12 protein-coding genes are annotated in these 24,996 nt (G+C 45.3%); 9 read left to right on the top strand and 3 right to left on the bottom strand.

The genetic code is table 11. The features are described 5' to 3' along the window. Positions 1–620 precede the first annotated feature (620 nt). On the top strand, positions 621–2,681 hold the full coding sequence (locus CA598_RS14260) for an alpha-amylase family protein (protein WP_094876926.1): 2,061 nt from the start codon (positions 621–623) through the stop codon (positions 2,679–2,681). Positions 2,682–2,757: 76 nt separating this feature from the next. Here the strand turns inward: CA598_RS14260 and CA598_RS14265 are convergent, their stop codons facing one another. Further along, complete coding sequence (locus tag CA598_RS14265; protein ID WP_094876927.1) at positions 2,758–3,627, bottom strand: AraC family transcriptional regulator; 870 nt, start codon at positions 3,625–3,627, stop codon at positions 2,758–2,760. 252 nt (positions 3,628–3,879) lie between these two features. Here CA598_RS14265 and CA598_RS14270 point away from each other — a divergent pair, with 252 nt between their 5' ends. The 3 genes from CA598_RS14270 to CA598_RS14280 all read left to right on the top strand — a co-directional run bounded on the left by CA598_RS14270 (position 3,880) and on the right by CA598_RS14280 (position 13,068). Next, positions 3,880–6,204 carry a glycoside hydrolase family 95 protein gene (locus tag CA598_RS14270; RefSeq protein ID WP_094876928.1) on the top strand — a complete coding sequence of 775 codons (2,325 nt, stop codon included), beginning with the start codon at positions 3,880–3,882 and terminating at the stop codon, positions 6,202–6,204. Between the two features lie 228 nt (positions 6,205–6,432). Continuing rightward, a complete protein-coding gene (locus tag CA598_RS14275; protein WP_094876929.1) occupies positions 6,433–7,974 on the top strand; it encodes a response regulator transcription factor in 1,542 nt (513 codons plus the stop codon). A 285-nt stretch (positions 7,975–8,259) separates the two neighbouring features. After that, a complete protein-coding gene (locus CA598_RS14280; protein WP_094876930.1) occupies positions 8,260–13,068 on the top strand; it encodes an S-layer homology domain-containing protein in 4,809 nt (1,602 codons plus the stop codon). Positions 13,069–13,467: 399 nt separating this feature from the next. Here the strand turns inward: CA598_RS14280 and CA598_RS14285 are convergent, their stop codons facing one another. Then, on the bottom strand, positions 13,468–15,222 hold the full coding sequence (locus CA598_RS14285; RefSeq protein WP_094876931.1) for a cache domain-containing sensor histidine kinase: 1,755 nt from the start codon (positions 15,220–15,222) through the stop codon (positions 13,468–13,470). A gap of 227 nt (positions 15,223–15,449) precedes the next feature. Here CA598_RS14285 and CA598_RS14290 point away from each other — a divergent pair, with 227 nt between their 5' ends. From CA598_RS14290 to CA598_RS14300, 3 genes are all read left to right on the top strand, one after another. Further along, positions 15,450–16,406, top strand: a complete 957-nt coding sequence (locus CA598_RS14290) for an ABC transporter permease (protein WP_094876932.1) — start codon at positions 15,450–15,452, stop codon at positions 16,404–16,406. A gap of 27 nt (positions 16,407–16,433) precedes the next feature. Continuing rightward, positions 16,434–17,324: a carbohydrate ABC transporter permease gene (locus CA598_RS14295; RefSeq protein WP_042190738.1), complete on the top strand. Its 891-nt coding sequence runs from the start codon at positions 16,434–16,436 to the stop codon at positions 17,322–17,324. Between the two features lie 137 nt (positions 17,325–17,461). After that, positions 17,462–19,075, top strand: a complete 1,614-nt coding sequence (locus tag CA598_RS14300) for an extracellular solute-binding protein (RefSeq protein ID WP_179283669.1) — start codon at positions 17,462–17,464, stop codon at positions 19,073–19,075. Positions 19,076–19,101: 26 nt separating this feature from the next. Here CA598_RS14300 and CA598_RS14305 read toward each other — a convergent pair whose 3' ends face one another. Beyond that, the gene (locus CA598_RS14305; protein WP_094876933.1) at positions 19,102–19,965 is read right to left on the bottom strand and encodes a helix-turn-helix domain-containing protein; all 864 of its coding nucleotides are present in this window, start codon (positions 19,963–19,965) and stop codon (positions 19,102–19,104) included. A 132-nt stretch (positions 19,966–20,097) separates the two neighbouring features. Here CA598_RS14305 and CA598_RS14310 point away from each other — a divergent pair, with 132 nt between their 5' ends. Continuing rightward, positions 20,098–22,563 (top strand): beta-mannosidase, encoded by a 2,466-nt coding sequence (locus tag CA598_RS14310; RefSeq protein ID WP_094876934.1) that lies wholly within the window; start codon positions 20,098–20,100, stop codon positions 22,561–22,563. Between the two features lie 237 nt (positions 22,564–22,800). Continuing rightward, positions 22,801–24,984, top strand: coding sequence for an alpha-galactosidase (locus tag CA598_RS14315; protein ID WP_094876935.1), 2,184 nt, complete (start codon positions 22,801–22,803; stop codon positions 24,982–24,984). Positions 24,985–24,996: the final 12 nt, after the last annotated feature.

Raw genomic sequence — 24,996 nt, forward strand, 5'->3', positions numbered from 1 at the left:
TTTTTTTTTTTTTTGTACGAATATATGCTGATCAACAACTAGGGAAAAACTCCCTGAAATTCGGAGATTTCTGCTCGCAAGACTAACAATCAGGGAATTTCTCCCTGAAATTCATCAGATCTGGTGGTGAATTTGGAATTCACTCTCGTTATTAGGGAGGAATTCCCTCATTTCATTGGAATATAGTGTTTTCTGGCTTTTTTTAGGGAGATTTTCCCTAATCTATCTCTTCTAGCTATCACAGGGATTCACAAAATGATCTATAGCGGCAATGGAAATATGTGGACCTGTGTGGCAACTGAAAAACACTATTATCGCAGAGTGAGTAAGAGGGAAACGGAGTGTGGATACGAAAGATGCGAAATGGTTAAGCGTAAGCAGTATTTTTAGCATAGGCGCTTCTTCTTGTTCAACCTGAATATTTCTTGAGTAAATGCTTACCGTCCTTAAAAGGATACCGAAGGCGTTTATCTTGAGTTGTGTTAGATCACGGTATGGATCGGTAGATCGTTGTATAGAAAACGCTTTATCTGATCTTTATAATGAGGGCATACTTGGGGGACACAGGTACAGAGCCTGCCGCCTTCAAGGTCCAAAACGCAGTAACAAGGAGGCAAATCATGCTAACTGATAGTGCTACAACGGTAAAAGTGAATACGGACACAGCATCTCTTATCCGTGTAACCAATGATGAGGTGAATCTAGAGATTGATCTCGGGACGGGTGAAGCATCCGTTGCCCGCGGAAACACTTCTCATATAAAAGGGATTCGCAGCGCATTCCGCTGGCAGGGCCGGGAATACAATACAGAACATTATCAGAGCCACACACTGAAGTCTCAGGAAGTAGTAGTTCGTGAGGGCTTTGGAAAAGGTGTTCACGTAGTCATTTTGCACGAAACGTCCCTGCTGCCACAGCTGGAGCAGCATTTCTATATTTATGAATCTTCATCATTTGTGTTGATGCAAATCGTAATCACAAGCGCAAGCGACAAGGAGATCAAGGCAAACCGGATGGCAGTCCTTCAGACCCAATCGGTGTCACTTGGCGGGGAGTCAGGGCAACCCGAAGAACCAAGCATTCTGCGTGTGCCGTACGACAACGACAAGTGGGTCAGATATACAGTAGTGAAGCCGCCGATGGATACGGAAAGCTATGAAGTAACTGCATTGTTCGCGCCGGAAAGCCGGCAGGGAATTATTATGGGTTCTATTACGCACAAGGTGTGGAAGACAGGGATTCGTATCAAAAGCGAACGGAGCGGAGGGATCGAGGAGCTGGATCTTTACGGCGGCGCTGTAAGTGAAATGACCCGCGATTCCCAGCCACATGGTTATGTGAAAGGAACACGGGTAGAGTCACCGCTCGTTTTCGTAGGGTTTTATGATGATTATAGAAAAGGGCTTGAAGCATACGGTCAGGCTAATACCTGGATAGAGGCTCCTCTGTCATGGGATGGCGGCGTTCCTATCGGCTGGAATAGCTGGTCTGCGGCAATGGCTGAGCTTGATTACGATCTGTATACGTCCACCAGTAATTTTCTGAAAAATGAAGTGCAGCCGCTAGGATTCCAGAATGAGGACACACTGTACATCAACTTTGATGCTTTCTGGGACAATTTCACACCAGAAGAAATGAAGAATGCACTGGACCTGGTTCGGGAGAACGGTCATAGACCGGGAACTTACTGGACGCCTTTTGCCTTCTGGGGAAGTCCGGCTCAGTTTGGGGATCTCGTGGAAGGTACAAACGGCAAATACGCTTATGGTGATATCTTGCTGCGAGACAGCGAAGGAGAAATTTTGCCGGATGTTGATGGAGGGCTGGCCATTGACCCGACACATCCAGGCAACCTGCAAAGAATAGATTGGTACACGAATAAATTCATCTCGGAAGGCTTCGAGTATGTCAAGCTCGACTTCTTGGCGCATGGTGCACTGGAAGGGCAACATTACAATCCGGAGATTACGACGGGAATTGCGGCATATCACTATGGGATGACTTACTTGCAGAACAAGCTCTCACCAGAGGTGATCGGTCGGCCGTTCTTTATCAATCTATCCATCGCGCCATTGTTCCCTTATGCCTTTGCACATAGCCGCCGGGTATCCTGTGACGTCTTCGGTACACTGCACGATACAGAATATTTGCTGAATTCGTTGACACATGGCTGGTGGATGAGCCATACCTTATATCGTTACAATGACCCGGATCATTCCGTGCTGTACAAGAGCCATAACCAAGATGCCACGGGCTGGCATGAAGGTCGGAGTCGGCTGACCGCTTCAGTCATCGCTGGAACGGTGCTGCTGTTAGGAGATGATTTCCGAAAAGAAGAAGCAGCCACCCGGGCCAAAGCGTGGTTGGGCAATAAAGAGATTATGAATATCGCCCGCCTAGGGAAGACCTTCCGCCCTGTCGAAGGGGATCTTGGCAAGCAAGCTTCCAATGCTTTCGTACTTGAAGATGCAGAAGACAATGTATTCTATCTTGCGGTCTTCAACTATGATGCTGCGAATTCCGCTCATAAATCGATCTCTTTAGAGCGTGCAGGACTGAATAGTCAAGTAGCTTACCAACTGCTTGATCTATGGGAAGGCACACAAGGGCAAGCAGCGGGAGAGCTTGCGGTTATGCTCGAACCGGCAGAGTCCAAAATCTTCAAATTAACGGCAAAGTAGAACTGATTATACACATTGAAAAAAGAATACGCGCAACCGCTTCTCGCGGGTAGCGCGTATTCTTTTTATTGAAGTCTTACCTTCGTATTCGGCTTTGTGGATGAATGCGGTACTGTGTGGGATTAATGCCGTAGCAGGTACTGAAATGTCTGGAGAAGGGGTGGATGGAAGGATAGCCCAGCTTCTCAGCAATCGCAGTCACACTAAGCTCACTTTCCAGAAGCAGCCCTGCCGCCCGCCTCATGACTAAATGATGATGATAGACGCGTGGCGTCATTCCGGTCTCCCGTAGAAATAGCTCATGGAAATATGTCCGCTTGAGCCCGCAGAACTGTGCCCAATCTTCGATAGATTTACCACGCTCGGGGTGGGTGTTCAAATATTCGAGCAGGCGGACAATACGATAATCACTTGGCTGATGCTGATGGAGGGCGTTATACCAGCTCAAGATCCAGCCGTACAGATAACTATTGGCCGTCTCATTACGATAGAACAGCGCGTCATTGTAAGACTTGGCAATCATCACAAGACTATCGTATAGCAGGGGATATTTAGCTAGTGGAAATACGCAAGGCAACTCGTTCAGCTCGGCACAGGGTGCTTCGGTGGCTTTTTTTTCAAAATGTAAGCCTTCAGGGGCGTGGATAAATGAAAGGTTATTAGATACTGGAGTGCGGTTGTCCCATAAATCAAAATAGATGTTGTAGGACGACAGTGGATGAGAAGACATGATATGAAAAGCATGGGGTTGACCGGGACGGAGAAAGACAAGCGTCCTCCGTTCAATCGGATAACGTATTCCGTCGATCTCCATCTCACCAGGGCCATCAGTAAACAAGTGGAACGCGTATGCATTACCGACTCTCAGATGCTCATTGCTGCTGCCGTCGTACACATAAGGCATGATTGCGCCGACATACGGAGTTATTTCAGATAGTTTATTCATGTGGCCCCTCTTTTCTTATCTTACCGTACAAATCGTCAAATAATCGAACGGGTCAACAAAGACAGTGGTTCATCCAAATGGTACGATAAATACAATGAATCCGCAACATATTGGATAGGTTTAAGAAAGAATGATTCATCATGAAAGAGATGGAATTATGAATAGGTTTACACTATTTAGCGGATTATTTAACAACGTTTTTAGAGGGTTAACGCGATTGCACAGATTCTACTATGGACAGGAGAAAATAAAATGAGCGATTTTAGATTATGGTATTCTACCCCTGCAACGGATTGGTCACAAGGATTGCCACTGGGCAATGGAAGAATAGGTGCAGTAGTGATAGCTGCTCCGTACCGTGAGGTATGGAACATGACCGAGGTTACCTACTGGTCGGGTCAAGCGGAGTCAGAGCCTGCTCCTTTCGGAGGCAAAGCTGCGCTGGAAGAGATGCGGAAGTACTTCTTTGCTGGCGATTATAACAAAGGTGACCGTCTAGCTAAACAACATCTGCAGCCGAAGAAACGAAATTTCGGTACGAACCTTGGTTTATGCGAGGTTGTCATTGGCTTTGCAGAACAGGACAGGGATTCCGGGTCAGCAGCGGCTATCGAGCGAGAGCTGGATTTGACCTGTGCGGTGGCTCAGACAGTGGTTCAAAGTAGAGGAGCAACGCTGCATCGTGAGATTTTTGCCTCTCATGCTGATGATCTGGTGGTCTCAAGAATTTGGAGCGATGAACCGGGAGGTGTATCCTTTACGATCGGTCTGGAGGGTGGTTCAAAGTCGTTTACGACTCAAGTCGTGAATGATGACACTATTGAATTCAGAGGACAAGCCACAGAGAATGTGCATAGTGATGGCACTTGCGGGGTATGGGCAAAGGGACAAATTAAGGTAAGCATTTCCGGTGGTACGATGTACAGAGGGGACGGTCAATTGAGAATTGCCGGAGCCAATGAGGCGCGAATTTATTTTGCCGTCAGCACTGATTACAATCGTAGTAACTCGGAGTGGGAAATGGAGAGTAGCAGCACATTACAGCAGGCTTTGATTAAAGGATATGCACAGTTAAAAGAAGATCATATCGAAGATTATGAGCAAGAATATGGTAAGGTGGATATCCAATTAGGTACCACTGGGAAGGCGAATCTGCCGACTGACAGGCGTATTCGATTACTGGCACAAGGCCAGGAGGAGGATTCGCAGTTGTTCGCGTTGTTCCTGCAGTACGGACGTTACCTGACTATTGCTGGAGCTCGGGCAGACTCCCCGTTACCGCTGAATTTACAGGGAATATGGAATGATGGCGAGGCTTGCCGTATGGGGTGGAGCTGTGACTATCATTTGGACATCAATACGCAAATGAATTACTTTCCGACTGAAGTCGTAAATCTTGGGGATAGTCATTTACCATTAATGCGCTATATTGAGGATTTGTCTCAGGCTGGAAAGTCAAGCGCTCGCGATTTCTATGGCAGCAAAGGCTGGGTAGCACATGTGTTCTCGAATGTCTGGGGCTTCACGGCTCCGGGCTGGGAGACATCTTGGGGGCTGAACGTTACAGGTGGACTATGGATTGCGACGCATCTGATGGAGCATTATGAATACAGTCAGGACCGTGTATTTCTGGAGCAACAGGCCTATCCAGTGCTAAAAGAAGCCGCAGCATTCTTCCTGGATTATATGACCATTCATCCAAAATACGGCTGGCTGGTGACCGGACCTTCGAACTCGCCGGAGAATCATTTCTATCCTGCGGATAGCAGCGATGGCGCACAGCAGCTATCAATGGGTACCACTATGGATCAGATGCTGGTGAAAGACCTTTTTGAGTTCTGTTTGAAGTCTGCGAAACTACTGAATACGGACGAGGAACTACAGGAGCAGCTGGAGCAAGCGATATCCAAGCTGCCACCGTTTCAGATCGGCAAGAGAGGGCAGCTGCAAGAGTGGCTCGAGGACTACGAGGAAGCGCAGCCGGAGCATCGGCATTTGGCCCATTTGTTCGCGGTATATCCAAGTAATCAGATCACACCAGGTAAGACACCTGAACTTAGCGCTGCGGTGAGAGTAACACTTGAGAACCGGATGGTTCAGGAAGAACTGGAGGATGTGGAATTTACCGCCGCATTGTTCGGTCTCGGCTTTGCCAGATTGTATGACGGGGAAAAGGCCTTTAATCATATTTCTCATTTGATTGGTGGACTCAGTTTCGATAATTTATTCAGCTTTTCCAAATCGGGCATTGGAGGAGCGGAATGCAATATTTTTGTGATCGATGGGAATTTCGGGGGGACGGCTGTTATTGCCGAGATGCTGCTGCAAAGCCATGAGGGTGAGATTCATCTGCTGCCTGCGCTTCCAAAGGCATGGGGTACAGGATCGGTATCAGGACTGCGGGCCAAAGGAAATGCTGAGGTTGATGTAGCTTGGGACACTGGTCAATTGGTGGAAGCAAGGGTCCGTACCTACTCGCCAGGAAACGTGACACTTCGGCTGGGAGATAGAAGAGCTACTGTTCAAGGCGAAATAGGAGGAAGCTACTATTTTAACAGTCAGTTAGAGTTGGCATAATGATTCAGCGGGGGGGATATGAATCCCCGCTTTAATTATGCTAGGTGATTAGCGCATAATTAAAGGGCTATCCGGTCTGTTATGGACCGGATAGCCCTTTTGCCGATATCTGCAAATTAACGATTCATGCCTGAAAATAACTTTCATTTATTTGGACCATAGTAGCCTAAGGGGAAAAGAATATAATAGAAGAAACAAAAAGCAGACAACAAAGAGGAGGGGACATCCGTGTATAGTATTTTTCTAGTTGATGATGAAGAAATAGGCCTTGAGATGATGAGAGATTATATCCGCTGGGAAGAAATGGGTATTTATGTGGTCGGAACTGCGAGTAATGGTAGAGAGGCTCTAGAGAAGATAGAGGCCATTAGACCTGATATTATTCTTACAGATGTCCAGATGCCGATTATGAACGGTATTGAAATGGCTAAAAAAATACATGAGAGCTATGACTGGATGCAGTTAATGTTCCTGACTGGGCATGACGAATTCGACTATGTAAAATCGGCATTAAATGTAGGTGCTGTTGGATATTTACTGAAGCCCCTCGACTTGAATGAAATTGGAAGCGTTATCGCAAAGGTGAAGCAGCGCTGTGAGGAAGTTCAAATGAAGAAGCGTTCCATGGAGGCGGCTAAAACGAACCTTCTTAAGGAGCTTTCCTATGAAAAAAATGCGGAACATGCCGCTGATCTGGCGACCAGCTATTGCAAGCTTACCCGTGAGTCTGAGAGGAATCGCTACACAATGGCGCTGTTCAGTATCGATCCGATTGAGGCAGAGGGAGAACAGCAGAGTCTGGAGGATTGTAAGAACCGGTTGGTAGCTTTTCTGGATCATTTCTTCAAGTCAAAGAATATAGAGACGGTATTTGTGCCCTACAAAGATGGGGAGGTAGGTGTATTTATGGAAGCACGCCAACAGCCTGGGTATTATGCGTGGGAGGATTTGGCAACGGCTATCCGAAGCGGACTGGATTTCACAGTGACGGCGGCAGTCGGTGCGCAGGAAACCGAATTAACAGAGGTACATTGTCTGTATAAGCAGACGCGTGAAATCCTGAATGAGCGTTTCTATAAAGGGACGGGTTCAATTATTCATGCCTTGGCGATTTCAAACCAGTTCGATAGTGAGCATGTGCCACCTTTTAATAGAAAAGAGTGGTTTGAAGCTATCAATCAGCTAGATTTCGAGCAAGCTGCACAGAAGTTGCATCAGTATTTCGAGGGACTAGCCCAACTAAGAATCAAGAAAAAAAATATCTGCGAATGGGCGATTGATCTTGTCGATGAGCTGCTGGAGCAACTGCATCAACCTGTTCCTGAAGGGGTTAAACGGGCGGAGTTATATCATTCCATCTATAATGCATTGACTTTAAATGAGATTGAGGATTTGATCCTGGGCACTGCCGGCAATGCCATGAGCTTGCTGGGTGAGCGTCTTATGGACAAAAACACGAAATTAGTTCACAAGGTCCGCAGTATGATCGACCAGAATTTTGATCAGCCGATTACGATCAATAGCTTATCTGATCAGGTTTATTTGTCGCCCAACTATTTACGCTCCATTTTCAAAGATAAGACGGGTATCACGATTCATGATTATTTAACACGTATCCGGCTCGGTAAGGCTACAGAGTTGCTGGCTGACGGCTCGCTCAAAATTCAGGATATCGCTCAAAGAGTCGGTTACGAAAGCACGTCTTATTTTATCTCCCTATTTCTGAAGAACCAAGGCGTTACACCTAACGAGTACAGGAAGAGTCTATGATTGTGCAGCGCTTCAGTTCGGCAAATAGGAAATAAAGTTACTTTCCCTTACGAATAGTAAACTTGCGATATGGATATTAATCACTCTGCTTTTTACAATTAAGCATGTATTATAACTAGCACATGTGAGGGGCTTCATTCATCAAGGCAATCAAAGGAGTTTTAGTTCATCGAAAATCGGTAGCGCTTTCAAGATGCTTCTTAACCAACTCCTTTGATGACTTGATGGACAGATATAGCCCGAATATCACAAAAGTGCAAGGAGACCTACAAACGGAGGGATTAAATGTTTGGGAAAGCAATGAAAAGAGGATTTTTGTTCTTTGTCATCATCTGCTTGGTAATAGGCAGTGGCGGTCAGCTTGTCAGTACGGTTTATGCCGATGATACGGAGAATACTACCTATGAAGCTGAAGCTGATGGAAATGCTATGACTGGCAATGCTTCTATTTCTGAACACCCAGCGGCTTCCGGGGGGCAGAAAGTCGGAGGCATGTATCAAGGAAGCACTTTGCAGTTCAATCATGTGACTGTAAGTGTGAGTGGGAATTATAAAATTACAGTATACTATTTTTCTGGCGATTCGCGGCCATTCAATATCAGTGCCAATGGCGGCGATAAGCAGTTTGAAGAACCACCCAAGACAGTGGATTGGGATACGGTGGGAGCTTATGATGTGACACTTCCGCTGAATGCTGGAGAGAACAGTATCCTGATTGATGACAACAACTGGTATTCTCCAGACATCGACAAGATCGTAATTCGTGGACTGGACGACAGCGAACCAGGTGAAGGATCTGGAGGCGACTGGAAGGAGAAGCTGCATGGTGCAATCATAGAAGCCGAAGCGCCTGAAAATATAATTACAGGCAACGCCAAAATAGCGGACAGCAGCGTTGGTTCCGGTGGCAAAATTGTAAAGGATATGAATAAAAACAGTACTTTACAGTTCACAAATGTCACTGTGCCGGCAGCGGGAACGTATTTGATCCGTATTTCCTATATTTCCGGTGACCAGCGGCCTGTCTATATACAGGTGAATGATGGACAGGATGAATTGGTTGATCTGCCAAAGACAGCAAGCTGGGATACGGTAGGGACTTATGATGTAGAAGCCTCCCTGCAGGAAGGGTTGAACACGATCACTTTCTCGGATCATGACTGGTACTCTCCAGATTTCGACCGGATTGAAGTCATTCCGTATACGATCAGTTATGAAGCGGAGTCTCCGGTCAATGATTTAACTGGAGAAGCACGAGTTGGCGATAGCCCGAATGCTTCTGGCGGTCAGAAGGTAGGGTACCTGAATGGAGGTAGCTCTATAACCTTCAACAAGATTACAGCTCCAATGCCAGGTGATTACCGAATCACGGTAGCATACTTTTCAGGAGACCCACGCAGTTTCTATGTAAGCGCCAATGGCGGAGTTGAACAATATTATGAGCTGCCTAAGACGCCGGACTGGGATACAGCTCTCACATATGAGCTTACCCTGCCCCTGAACGAAGGCGAGAATACAATCAAATTCTCAGACGGCAACTGGTATGCGCCAGATCTGGATCGAATTATTGTAGAACCGGCATTGGGTACAGATCCTAATCCTCCAGTTGAAGAGGAGGGTGATCTGGGGACACCAGGGACTTCGAATAACTACGGGGCCATCACCGTTACCGAATATACTTATGGAACACTCGTATCGAATGGACAATATGAAGTGTCTTATAATACGAAGTCTGGATATGCAAGCTACAAATGGACGGATGGTCAGAAGCTGCAAGGAATCTATAGCAGCATTAAACTCGGTGAGACTCTCGTTGAAACTAAAAACTATGAGAATCATACAAGTGCTGGTGCTCCGGTAGAAATTCAAGATGGCTTCGGTAAAGGAGTGGAGCTTACTTTTGTTCACACCTCAGCTGGACAGCCAACACTCAAACAGGTTTACAAGTTTTATGACGATCAGAAGTATTTCTTAACTCGTCTGGATGCCGTTAACGATACGGCGCTACAGACGAATTATATGTCACCTATTACCGTAAAACGTTCAGGTGGAGTAGATATCGGTGCCAGTGCAGATAACCGAGTGCTGACCGTTCCTTTTGACAATGATGCTTGGATTCGTTATAAATCTCAATCTGTGAACCGAGCGGATACCAGCTATGAAATGACGACTATCTTTAATAACTCGACACGCAGCGGCCTTGTGCTAGGGTCGGTCACTCATGATACGTGGAAGACTGGGATCGACTGGAAGGGTTCTTCTAATCGGCTCAACGAACTGGTGGTTTATGGCGGCGCTGCAAGTGATGTTACCCGAGATACACAACCTCATGGCATCCTTACAGGCGCAGAATTGTCTTCGCCGCTGATTATGGTGGGGGCATTCAGTGATTACCGCACAGGACTTGAGGAATACGGAAAAGCTAATGCGATCATCACACCTCCACTGTTGCTGAATCCTGAGTTGCCGCAAGGCGTGCCGGTTGGCTTTAACAGCTGGGGAGCTTACGAAGGTACACTTTCATACCAAGACGTTGTGGATGTCTCCAATTATTATAAGGAGCACCTAAATGATTTCAATAATAACGGTAATGTATTTATTAATATGGATTCCTATTGGGACAATTTGAATGATAAGCAGCTTGCTGACGCTGTATCAGTCATTAAGGGTAATGGTCAGCATGCAGGTATCTATTGGGCACCATTTGTCTATTGGGGCAACAATATGAGCCAGCCGGTAGAGGGTACCGACAATAAGTATACGTATGGCGATATTGTCCTCAAAGATGCTGAGGGTAAACCGCTGCCGACGCTGGATGGGGCTTTTCCTCTGGATGTGACACATCCAGGTGCTAAGCTGCGCATGAATTATTTTTTGGACAAATTTAAGGCTCTGGGCTTTACCTTCATCAAATTGGATTTCTTGACGCACGGTTCGCTTGAGGGACAACATTTCGATTCAACCGTAACGACAGGGATTCAAGCTTATAATGAAGGAATGCGTTATGTGAACGAACGTTTGGATGGAAAAATGTTCATTAGCGCATCTATTGCGCCAATCTTTCCAAGTCAATATGCACACAGCAGACGTATTTCCTGCGATACCTACGGTAAGATCAATGAAACGGAGTACATGCTGAATTCGTTGACTTATGGCTTCTGGCAAAATGGCACGATCTACACCTATACGGATCCCGATCATTTGGCGTTGGCCCGTGCTTCCAGCTTAACTGAAGCTCGCAGCCGCATGAACTCTGGCGTCATCGCCGGTACCGTACTTCTCGGCTCTGATGATGTTAACGATCCAAAAGCACAAGAATACATGACTGCCTTGTTTAACAACAAGGAGGTTCTTGAATTAGCGTTAAAAGGAAAAGTGTTCAAGCCGCTGGAAGGAAATACGAATGCCAATGCAGCGGATACTTTTGTGATGAAAGACGGCAACGATTATTATCTAGCCGTATTCAACTACAGCGCCAATGCTTCTGCAGATAAAACAGTGAATCTCGGTCGCGCTGGACTGGACGCAGCGGAATCGTACACGATGCAAGACCTATGGACGGGAGAGGTTTCGACGATTTCAGGAACACTCGCATTGTCCTTGCAACCGACTGAATCGAAACTGGTAAAATTAACGGCCGCTCCAAAGAAAGTAACAGGTGTAAAGCTGGATAAGACAGAGCTAACATTGACCGCTGGTGAAACCGGAAAGTTGACGGCTACGCTATCTCCGGAAGAGGCGGCGAATAAAGCGGTGAACTGGACTTCGAGCGATACGTCTGTAGCCACTGTAGTATATGGAACGGTAACAGCTGTAAACGCTGGGAAAACCACAATTACTGTGGAAACAGTAGACGGCGGCTTCAAAGCTACGGCAGAAGTTACAGTCAAAGCGGCCCCAACTGTAGAACCGGGAAATCCTGAAGTTCCTGCGAATCCGGGTAACAACAACGGTACTCCTGGTAGCATTGTAGACCAAGAGAATGGCGCGGGCACTCTAATCCTTACACCAGAGATGCTGAAAGTGAATAGTGCATCTGGTAATGTCATCGTGGAGATTAAGGGAGATACACAGCAGATACAATTATCCTCTGATGTAGTTCGTCAGTTGGCGAATCACACACTGGTTCTGAAGTCCGGTAAGTTCTCCATGAAGGTGCCTGCCGATCTGATCCGCCAGTTGCAGAGCAAGCTACCGGAAGGTCAGCGGGATGATAGCACTATAACCCTGAAATTAGCACCACTCAGCAGCAAGGCTAATGAGATCATTGCTGCAGCGGAGGGCACTACTCAAGCACAGGTTAGACTCAAGGGTGATATCTATGAGTTCAGTCTGTCGGTGACCACGAAAACTGGCACAACAGAAACGCTTTCTGCGTTCGATCAACCCATTACGCTAAGCCTGACAGTGGGAGCAGGTTTTGATTTGAGGCGTGGAGGCATTTACTATATTGCGGATAACGGTAAGCTGGAATATATCTCTGCGAATTATGCTGATGGTGTATTGACAGCACAAGTTAATCACTTTAGTAAATATGCTGTGCTGGAGCTTAAACGGAGCTTTGTCGATGTGCCAGCCCATCACTGGGCTAGTCCTGCAATCCAAGAACTGGCGGCCAAGCTGTATGTTCAAGGGACTAGCAAAGACAAGTTTGAACCAAACCGTGCGATTACGCGTGCTGAGTTCACCTCTATGCTCGTTCATTCCCTTGGGCTGACCACAAGAGGAGAGGTTAGCTTTGCTGATGTTGCACCGTCTGCTTGGTACGCGGAGTCCATTTCTATCGCTTACAAGGCGGGCATCGTGAGCGGCAGAAGTGCAACCAAGTTCGAGCCGTCTGCACAGATTACCCGTGAAGAAATCACGGTCATGTTAATGAAAGCCTATGAGCTGAAGAATGGCAAAGTGACTGTTGCTTCAGCTGACGTGGCATTCAAAGATATGAAGCAAGTCTCCTCTTGGGCAGCATCTTCTGTAAAGGGAACAGCCAGCCTAGGACTGGTTCAAGGTCAAAGTGAAGGTCTGTTTGCACCAAAAGGGATCGCTTCCCGAGCAGAAGCGACCCAAGTGATCTATAACTTGATTATGAAGTAAAATATTGCAAATATAGAAATGAACGAAGGAGTTAAGCGATCTCTAGATGCTTAGCTCCTTCGTTTTTGGTGTTCACTGAAGCTTTATTAAGTAGCTAGCGTCCTAATGATAATGGTTATATCGAGGGGCTCGTGGCAACTAGGCTAGGTGAGAGCGATTAGGGAAAATCTCCCTAAAAATAGCCGGAAAATTCCTGGATGCAATGTAATTAGGGAAATCCTCCCTAATAATCGGGCGAATTCTGAATTTACCTCCAAATCAGCAAATAATCAGGGAGGATTTCCCTGATTATCAGTATAATGAGCAAAAATCGCCAAATTTCAGGGAGAATTTCCCTAATTGTTAATCAATATTTCTGATTTCTCAATAAGCTTTGCGATTATTCAGATGCGTCGTTCCTTACAGTTCCTTTTGCGGCAAGCGAATTTGCACAGTGGTACCTATTCCGAGTCTGCTAAACACTGTAACGCCGTAATGCTCCCCAAATCTCAGTTTTATCCGTCGATCTACGTTTGAAATCCCATAACCTCGTCCGGGCTTATCCTCAAGTAAAGCGTGAAGTGTCTCACGACTCATCCCCATACCATCATCAATCACGGATAGAAGAATATCATTATCTTTTATTACTCCTTTGATATGAATATTTAGCGGGCTTTCCTGATTCCACACAGCATGAAGCACCGCATTTTCTACAAAAGGCTGCAAGGCTAGCTTGACTGTAGAGTAAGGTAAGATCACTTCATCCACATGGTAGGTGATGTTCAATTGTCCTTTGAATCGGATCAGCTGAATGGCATTGTAGCTTTGCGTCAGCTTCAATTCTTCATTAATAGTTAAGATGCTCTTTCCTTTATTCAGGGAAATGCGATAAAACTTGGCGAGATGAAGCACCAAATCCTGAATACGGGTATCTTGATGTTTTAGGGCAAGAGACGAAATGGAGCCCAGTGTATTGTAGAGAAAATGGGGGTTGATCTGAGCCTGAAGCAGGTCAAGCTCTGCCTCCTTATTCTGTAGCTCCTTCTGATACACTTCGGTGATTAGGCTCTTTAAGCGTGTAGTCATTTGCTTGAAGGCAAAATGAAGCTGGCCAATCTCATCATTACCTAAATACTCATCATTCGTAGGGTTGAAGTCACCACGTTCAAGCCGCCGGATCATTCGGATTAACGTGCGAATACGTTTGCTGAACAGCGATGCCGTAATATATATCAGTATTAATGCTACGACTATAAAAGCTAAAGAAATTTTGATGATGAGCTCGGACAGTGATTTGGCATCCTGAATGATACTGTCATAAGGAAAGATAGATACGGTTTTCCATCCGTTTTTTAGCGTATTGTAGACGGCGAATGCTTTTACCCCATTATATGTAGTATCAAATCGGCCAGAAGGCGATTCATCAAAGCTCTGATCAAGCATTTCCGGCAGACTTGTATTTAATAAGTGCTTGTCAGCAGCTGATAATATAAGGCCCTTGTCATTAACAATAAAAATATCTTTGCCACCCGTCTCTTCCTCCATTAAAGAATAGATCACCGATTCGGATATTTCGAAAACCAGAATACCGTAGGGATATTGATTGCGATTATTGTTCAGTAACCTGGCTAGTGTAAACATCGCGGGATTATCTTGTGACTGCGGTGAGGATAGATGAATAATATTCCCGTGAGATTGCATCAGCTGCTTGTACAGCGCTGTATTTTTAACCTCAGGTGTCACAGGCTTGATATAATAATCATCTTTGGGAAGTGATTCATTTTCCGAATAAATGAAAACGCTACCAAAATCGGGATAAGCGGCCAGTACCGTGTCTATACGATTGCCAATATATTGATAGACGTCTAGATAGGATGGATCATCCTGGTATTCGCTTGTGAGATAAGTGGCCAGTCTGTTATCCAAGTAAATGGAAGCGGAAATATGCTCATAACTGTCCAGTTTGTTCTCCAGGTTCTTATTGATCTGCGCCGTCGAATTCATCATATTGCTGTAAATCTGATCTGTTAATTTTGATTTTGTTAACTCGTAGGAAAGGTAGGCTAATAACATCATTGGAATAATGGTGACCAGAACGAACACAAGGAACAGCTTGGAGCGAAAGCTAAGGTCAATAAAAGGCATATAAATATACTTTTTGTAGAAATGACGCATCGTAGAAGTCCCTTCTTTACTGTGAATTCACGGAAAGCCAAGTTTATCATATCAGACTGAATATCGAAATCCAATGCTCGAATGTTAAGAAACTCCTTTAAAAAGCGCTATCATTCGGAGGATTGAAGTATAGAAAGGAGTTCTATACGGACTTAAGATAAATAGGAGAGAAGTTGAATCGAGATGTAGCAAGGCATGCTGCACGAAATAAAAAGGGAGGGTATTTGATGCATAAAGCAAGCGCTATCAAAACAGTCAGGGGCAATAATTTTTGGTACAGATTAAAAGAGCAGAAATGGTTATTTTTGCTAATGCTCCCTGCCATAATTGCGACATTGCTATTTTCCTATGGACCTATGTTTGGTATGTATATGGCATTTACAAACTATCAACCGGGTGGAGGAACATTTTTTCAACAATTTTTCCATGCCGACTTTGTTGGCTTTAAGTGGTTTGAATATTTCTTTACCACAGGAGACTTCTACCGTGTAATGCGTAATACGCTTGCGACAAGCCTCTTGACCTTGTTATTCGGATTTCCGGCGCCGATCATACTCGCGCTTGTGCTGAATGAAGCAAAACAGGGATTTTTCAAACGCTTTACGCAGACGGTTTCTTATCTGCCGCATTTTATCTCATGGGTTATCGCCGCTAACATTGTAATTACACTGCTAGCTTCCGATGGGATGTTCAACAATCTTCTAGTAACGCTCGGGATTGTGGACGAACCAGTAGCTTTTCTACAAAACGGACCTTTATTCTGGTGGATTATCGCCTTATCTAATATGTGGAAAGAAATGGGTTTTAGCGCCATTATGTACCTTGCTGCAATATCCGCTATTAATCCGGAGCTTTACGAAGCCGCAAGAGTAGATGGAGCTAGCCGATTCAAGCAAATGTGGAATATTACGCTCCCTGCTTTACGTCCAACTATCGTGATATTGGCGATTCTCGCAGTCGGAGGTATTTTGAATGCCGGCTTTGAACAACAATATCTGTTGCAAAATAACACTGTGCTTGAGTACTCGGAAGTTATCGATATTTATGCATACAAATACGGGCTGCAAAACAGCATGTTCTCATACGGGGCTGCCGTGGGGGTATTCAAATCCGTTATTGCCTTCATTCTTGTTGTAATCGTGAATCGAATTTCTAGAAAAGTGAACGACCAAGCGTTGTTCTAAATAACAAAATGGAGAGGAGCGCTTGAGATGTTTTTGAACAGATACGGAGATCATATCTTTAAGTGTTTTGTATATTTGATTCTTATTCTTGTATTGCTAGTTACCTTCTTACCTTTTTGGAATATTCTCGTGCTTTCATTAAATGCTGCTGAGGATACTGTTCGTGGTGGCGTCTACTTTTGGCCAAGAGATATCACCTTTGATAGCTATAAACAAATTTTGAAAGATACCGAAATTATGAATGGGATATGGGTAACGGTTAAACGGACCGTAATTGGTGCACCACTGTCGGTTCTTGTGATTACGATGCTTGCTTATCCGCTAAGCCGGCGGAATTTGATGGGACGCAAGGGCTGGAACCTTTACTTCGTCTTTACGATGTATTTCGGAGGCGGTTTGATTCCTTATTACATGGTGCTTAAAGCCCTGAATATGATCGACACTTTCTCCGTTTTTATTCTGCCAGGCTTGATGAATGTCTTCTATATGATTATTGTCCGTACCTTTATGGAGGGATTGCCTGGTGAGATTGAGGAGTCAGCGAAAGTAGATGGAGCGAACGACTTAATGATTTTCTTCCGGATTGTGCTGCCGTTAACAACACCAGTGCTCGCGACAGTGGGCCTCTTTCAGGCAATATCACATTGGAACTCGTGGTTTGACTCTTATGCCTTTACTTACAGCTCAGACCTGAAGACCTTGCAAGCTGTACTCGTCAAAATACTGAGTCAATTCCAGACCGGAGGTATGGTATCGCAATCGCAAATGCTGGCAAACTCCGCCAAGCGAAATGCGGTTTCAAGCGATACGATCCGGATGGCAGCGACGATGGTTGCAACATTGCCTATCGTTCTAGTGTATCCGTTCCTGCAAAAGTATTTTGTTAAGGGTATGACTTTGGGAGCTGTTAAGAGTTAATATGGTTAAATAACCGAACGCCAGCCGGAGAGGAGTTGTCCAGCTGGCGGCCCTGAAGGGGGGTGAGCGGACAGACTTGCTTGGTTGCTTGATAGACTTGTGACGTAACTTAATTAATGGGAGGAATTAGGGTGTCTATGATAAAGAAAAACAAATTGTTGAGCGTAAGTATGACAGCTGCATTATCTGTGGGTCTATTAGCGGGCTGTGGCTCTAATGATGGAACAGACAATACAAACAAAGCGGCTGGAGACAATACAAAACAAGAGCCGATTACACTTACATGGTTTGATTCAAATACTAAGGGAGAGCCTTTTACTGATGCTGTCGCCCAAGAAATCACTAAAAAGACTGGCATTGAGATCTCCATTCAGCAGCCAACAGGAAATCCGACAGAGAAGCTAAGCTTGATGCTTGCCAGCGGCGACTATCCAGATGTGGTCGTGATGAGCCGCGGGGATGCTTCACTTGATAAATACATCACAAGCGGTGCCTTCATTCCACTCGATGAGTTGATTGAGAAGAATGGTCCTGATATCAAGGAAATGTATGGCGACACACTGACCAAGACGCGTTATAAAGACGGAAAGAACTATTACTTGGCTAACTGGTATGGATTAGATAGTGACCCAGTCTTTGGGATGCTGATGAGAAAAAATCTGCTTGCAGGTCTGGCTCCGGACAAAGCAGATGGCAGAGCACCGCTCACAACAGATGAATTAGAAGCAATTTTGAAGGATTTTAAAGCGAAAAATAAGACGATTGATGGAAAAGAATCTGTTCCAATGACCATGAACGGTGAGAATATGGGAGCCAACCTTGGAACGTTCAAGGGCATGTGGGGGCTGAAAACCTACTACGATAATAATGGGAAATTGCAATATGATGTTAAGGATCCTAAGTATCGTGAAATGCTGCTCTATGTGAACAAATTATACAGAGAAGGTCTGATCGAAAAGGAATTTGCCATTAGTAAAACACAAACCTGGATTCAAAAGCTGGCTACCGGCGCAGTATTCTCTACTCCAGGCGCATATTGGGACCCAGGTAACGCGAATGGTACTTTGAAGAAGGATGGCGGCGAAGATAATCAATTCTTCCCTTATAAGGTTGTGGCACCAGGCACAGACCCTACCCAAACGACATCTGGACCAAGAAGCTCACTGGGATGGGATGCCATCGCTATCACTAAGAATAACAAGCACCCTGAAGAAACAATGAAGCTGTTCAATTTCTTGGCGAGTGATGAAGGGCAGCATTTACTGCTGTGGGGTCAAGAAGGCGTTCAATACACCATGGTGGATGGCAAGAGACAACCAGACCCTGCAATCTTGGATAGCTTCAAGGAAAATTGGGATGACACAGTGAAGAAAAGCGGTGTCCGCAAATGGTTATGGTTTATTAAAAATGGTCTGGATGCCAATGAACAGCCTTACGATATGGCGGTTAAATATCAACGCAGTGAAGTAGATCAGTTGGCGATCAAGAGTCTTGGGGACTCCGTATGGGATACAGCGGAATATGACAACCTGACCCCTGACGGGGGAACACCTGAAGCCCTGACTGCACAGAAGGTAAAAGATATTATGGATCAAAGCATTACGAGAGTGATCATTGCTCCATCGGAAGCCGAAGCTAATTCCGTATTTGACAAGATGCTTGCGGATATGAAAAAGGCTGGGGATGAGAAAGTAGAAGAAATTATTAACCAGAAGTACGCAGAACGTATGGAATTGTGGAATTCAAAATAATTAATGTAAGGGCTTCCTCTCTGCATTCAGGCAGAGGGGGAGCCTTTTGTTATGGCATGCGTATTTTTGCGGAAATCTAGCGGGGCCTGGTGATAGTACTTTTTGAATTGATGATAGAAATGGCTGACATTCTCAAAGCCGGATTCCAGGGCGATTTCGACCACACGCAGTTCAGTAGTAAGTAATAGATTACGTGCCACGTTGAGCCTAAGTTGATTGATATATTCTGTCGGTGTCTGGTTCAAATACTGGCGGAAGGCCCGGTTGACATGACCGGCACTTCTGCCCGACAACTCGTACAGGGTATGAAGACCTTTGTTCAGGTTTTCTTTTAGATGCATCTTGGAAACGGCATGTTCGAGCCACAATGGGAATTCAGGCTGCTCGATGGTTTCTGGAGAGAAAAAATGCTGGGTAAGTGTATCTACGAGTATTCCTTTCAGATAAATCCTGGACTTTACTTTGTCTAAGGTAGAGAGCATTCGGATACGGTCAAAAGCACGAATGAAATCATCCATCTCCAGTTGAGATAGCATGGCGATTCTAGGAAGCGGAGTATTTAACAGCCCGTGCAGGAATTCTTCTTCATTCAGGTAACTAAAGGCATCATTAATGAGGCTTTTTCGGCAGGGAATATTGAGAAAGCGGCAATCGTTATCCCCGTCAGCTTCATAGTGATGAGTATCATCGGGCCGGATGAAGACGAGGCAGCCAGATTGAAGAAGCTGGGTAGCCCCGTTGACAATATGCCGGCATCGGCCTTCAGTGAGTATAAAAAATTCATAAAAATCATGCGTATGTTCTGGGGATACCTGACTCAGAGATTCTACCCAGAAGGGATCAGCTAGCAATTCGGGGTTGATGTGGCTTGCCTCGGTGTATTTGATCATGCTCTTCCTCCAGCGTTTGATGATGTTAAAATAGCACACTATTTTTGCGAACACAATAGAAGAAATGTATACATATTACTGTTAAAATTTTAATACAAGAAGTCAAAATAGCACATCTGTGGAGGCGAAAATATGCAACTTATCGATCTAAATGGAAAATGGAAAATGAAACGGCTTGATGAACCAAATTGGCTGGAAGCCAGTGTACCAGGCTCTGTCTACCATGATATGTTGAACGCCGGAGCAATGCCAGATCCGTTCTACCGCGAGCAGGAGCATGAGGTTCTGGAACTGTCCAATTATGATTACGAATATCAGCGTACCTTTCAGCTGGAGGCGGGAGTGCTAGAGCATGACCACATCTTTCTGCTGTGTGAAGGGCTGGATACGCTTTGTGAGCTTTACCTGAATGGAACGAATATTCTGAATAGTGACAATATGCACCGGACCTATGAAGTGGATATTAAGTCTGTATTGATACCCGGTGAGAATATCATTCATGCTATTTTCCGCTCCCCCGTAGAGTTTACCCTCAGGAAGCAAGCGGAGTTGCCGCTTAGTGGATGTGCTGATGCGGTAGAGGGGATATCTCATCTGCGCAAAGCGCACTCCATGTTTGGCTGGGATTGGGGTCCGAAGCTGCCTGATCTGGGAATCTGGCGGAGTCTCTCTATTCAGGGTTATAACAGCGCCCGCCTTGAGGATGTTTATATTACACAATTTCATGAGAAGGATAAGGTCACGCTGGATGTTCGAGTTAGGACAGCGAGCTGGCTGGAGGCTGATCGGGAGATTGTGGTTAAAGTTCATTCACCAGCGGGTCAAATTCGGGAGCAACGTGTAATTGAGACTATTGGAACAGATCATCATATTACACTGGAAATTACCGAGCCAGAGCTGTGGTGGCCGAATAATCTCGGTGCTCAGCCGCTGTACAATGTAGAGGTTGTACTTGAGGAAAAGGCGCAGGAGTTAGATCGCAGAGAACTGCGGATTGGACTCAGAACCATTACGGTGAAGCAGGAAGAAGACCAGTGGGGAGAATCATTTGCATTTGAAGTTAACGGTGTGCTTATTTTCTCTACAGGTGCTGACTATATTCTGGAGGACAATCTTCTGCCGCGTGTGACTAGGGAGCGTACAGATCGCTTGCTTCAAAGCTGTGTGGCTGCCAATTTCAATACGATTCGTGTATGGGGTGGCGGATATTACCCGGATGATTATTTCTATGATCTCTGCGATGAATATGGTCTTATCGTCTGGCAGGATCATCTCTATGCGTGCGGCATCTATGCCTTGACCGAGGCTTTCGAGGAGAATATCACGAAAGAGACCATTGATAACATGAAACGTCTTCGCCATCATGCTTCGTTAGGCTTGTGGTGCGGAAACAATGAGCAGGAGATGGCTTGGGACGAATGGAACTGGGAGAAGCAGTACTCTCTACAGCTTAAGGCGGATTATATTAAGCAATACGAGGTGCTTCTACCGGCAATCGCTAAACAAATTGATCCAAATACCTTCTACTGGCGGGCTTCACCATCCTCCAAGGGCAGCTTTGATAAGCCGAATGACGAGAATTACGGAGATATGCATTACTGGGGTGTCTGGCATGGGAAGGAGCCATTTACTGATTACCGGAAGCTATATCCGCGCTATATGTCTGAATTCGGGCTACAGTCCTTTCCGGGCTTGAAGACCATCGAAACGTTCACGTTGCCGGAGGATCGTAATATCTTCTCTTATGTTATGGAGTCTCATCAGAAGAACAATACCGGGAATGAGAAAATTCTCTACTATATCGGAGAGACCTACAAATATCCGAAAGATTTCGAGTCTGTGCTATATGCCTCGCAGCTGATTCAGGCAGAAGGGATGCGCTGCGGCGTTGAGCACTGGCGCAGACATAGAGGTCGCTGTACGGGTGCATTGTATTGGCAGTTGAACGACTGCTGGCCGGTAGCTTCTTGGTCCAGTATCGACTATTATGGCCGGTGGAAGGCTATGCATTATGCGGCTAAACACTTCTTCGCGCCGATCCTTGTTTCTGCCCATGAGGAAGGAACGAAGGTCTCCCTTCATGTCTCTAACGAAAGCAGAGAACAAGTTATTGGTGAACTGAGTTGGAGACTGCTCACTGCGACATCTGAGGTCTTACTGGAAGGCACAAAGCCAGTGGAGATTGCCGCATTAAGTACTGCTGAGTTCGAACAGCTTGATTTCGGTCACATATTGGATACGAAAGGGAAGAAACGTGAGACTTATCTGGAATACGCTTTTGAGGTAGACGGGGAGAGGAAGAGCGGCGGAACGGTCCTGTTTGTTAAGCCGAAGCATTTTAGCTTCGTTGACCCTGAGCTTGATGCGGTGCTTACCGAGGAAGAAGAACAATTCATAATTACTGTGAAGGCCAAGACCTATGCTCGTTTCGTCGGCTTAGACTTCAAGGAAAGAGATGCCATCTTCAGCGACAACTATTTTGATATGTCGGGTGGTACAACTAGGAGTATTACCATCGCTAAAAAAGATCTCGACAAGCCAGCTACGGTGGAGGAACTTCGTGCACAGCTTACTGTACACTCCGTATTTGATATTTAAATAGGAGGATTCACAGGAAGTAGGCCCTTAACTTGGGCCTCTTTTTTTATGTATTTTTTTTACTATAGCCGCTAATAATCATTTATTGTTTTGCAAAGCTTAATAACATGAAATTGAATTTTTTATAGATCAATATTTTACTAATGAAGGTATAGATATTCAGATTGTATCCCCTTCCAATTATCTTTAAAATAGACTTCAAACAGCAAGATCTGAAAAGAAGAGTAGGAGGATATTATGAGTATTTATTATGATGACAGCCGCAAGGTATTTCATTTACAGTCTGAGCAATCCAGCTACATTATTGAACTCGTCAGAGGTGAGCTTCCAGCGCATGTTTATTGGGGTCCTAAATTAGAGGGAATAGTGCAAGCGCTGAATTTGGTGGAACGTTGCTCCTTTAGCCCGACCTACACGATGGAGGATAAAAAAATCTCCCTCGACACCCTTCCAAGTGAATTTCCGTCTTATGGAAACGGCGATTTCCGTGAACCCGCGCTTGAGGTTCATTTAGTAGATGGTACGAGCGTTACAAATTTCCTGTATAAGAGCCATAAGATTAATAAAGGAAAACCTGCATTAAAGGGTTTGCCATCCACCTATGTTGAAAGCGAAGCAGAAGCAGAGACACTGGAACTGTATCTTCAGGATGACAAAACGGGATTGATTGCTGTATTAAGCTACACTGTATTTAATGATCAGGATGTAATCACACGTTCCGTGCGAATTGAGAATCAGGGTAAGGATAATGTAGTGCTGAAACGTGTATTAAGCGCAAATGTTGATTTCCATGATTCGGAATATGACATGTTGCAATTATCCGGGACTTGGACGAGAGAACGCCATATCTATAAAAGACCACTTGTACCTGGTATCCACCGAATTGACAGTAAACGCGGTGCCAGTAGTTCCACGCAGAATCCGTTTATGGCCTTGCTTGCAAAAGATGCAACAGAGGATCATGGTGAAGTATACGGGTTCAGCCTTGTGTACAGTGGAAGCTTTCTTGCGCAAGCGGAAGTGGATCCATACGGGATTTCCAGAGTGGGCATCGGCATTCAACCGTTTAATTTTCAATGGTTGCTTGAACCGGGAGAATCTTTCCAGGCTCCTGAAGCAGTGCTGGTAAGATCCAGTCAAGGACTTGGTGGATTATCAAGAACATACCACCGTCTGTATCGGACCCGGTTATGCAGAGGTGAATTCCGTGATCGGAAGCGCCCTATTCTCATCAACAACTGGGAAGCGACCTATTTTAATTTCAACGCAGATAAAATCAAAGAAATTGCTCAAGCAGGCAAAGACCTTGGCCTTGAACTGTTTGTCTTAGATGACGGGTGGTTTGGGAAACGAGACAATGATGATAGCTCCCTCGGAGATTGGGTAGAGGATCGCAACAAGCTTCCGGAAGGTCTCGGAAAACTCGGGGAAGACATTACGGCAATGGGCATGGAATTCGGATTATGGTTCGAACCGGAAATGGTATCGCCAGAAAGCGATCTTTATCGTGAGCATCCGGACTGGTGTCTTCATGTACCAGGTCACAAAAGAACGTTAGCCCGCCAGCAGCTTGTACTGGATTTATCCCGTAAGGATGTATGTGATTATATTGTGGATTCGGTTAGCTCTGTGCTGTCATCGGCTCCGATTACTTATGTGAAATGGGATATGAACCGGAATATGACGGAGATTGGATCTGCTCTTCTTCCTGCAGAACGTCAACGCGAAACAGCTCACCGTTATATTCTTGGACTTTATGATGTGCTGGAACGTATCGTCACCCGTTTCCCTCATATTCTGTTCGAAAGCTGCTCTGGCGGTGGCGGACGATATGATCCAGGAATGCTGTACTATATGCCACAGACCTGGACCAGTGATGACTCGGATGCGATTGAAAGATTGAAGATCCAATATGGAACAAGCATGGTGTACCCTGCAAGCTCTATGTGTGCTCACGTATCGGCTGTTCCTAACCATCAGGTGCACCGTATCACCCCATTGGAAACACGAGGTCATGTTGCGATGTCTGGTAACTTCGGCTACGAACTAGATATGACCAAGCTCACTGAAGCTGAACGCGAAGATATCCGTAAGCAGGTTTCTGAGTACAAAGAACTGAGAATGCTGATTCAATTCGGAGATTTCTATCGACTGCTTAGTCCATTTGAAGGCAATCAGACGGCGTGGATGTTTGTTTCGGAGGATAAAAAAGAAGCTTTTGCCACATATTTCAGAGTTCTGGCTGAGCCTAATGCTCCTCTCCGCAGATTGCGGTTGAAAGGACTCGACCCCGCTAAGAATTACAAACTTGAGTTTAATGGTGAAGTGTATAGAGGGGATGAGCTGATGCACTTCGGACTCACTCTTCCACAGCTTGAGGGCGATTTCAAAAGTTTGCTATTTGTACTCAAAGAGGTTTAATAAAAAGAGGAG

Origin of the sequence: Paenibacillus sp. VTT E-133291, from assembly GCF_002264395.1 — a bacterium.
Lineage (GTDB): Bacteria > Bacillota > Bacilli > Paenibacillales > Paenibacillaceae > Paenibacillus_AQ > Paenibacillus_AQ nitricinens.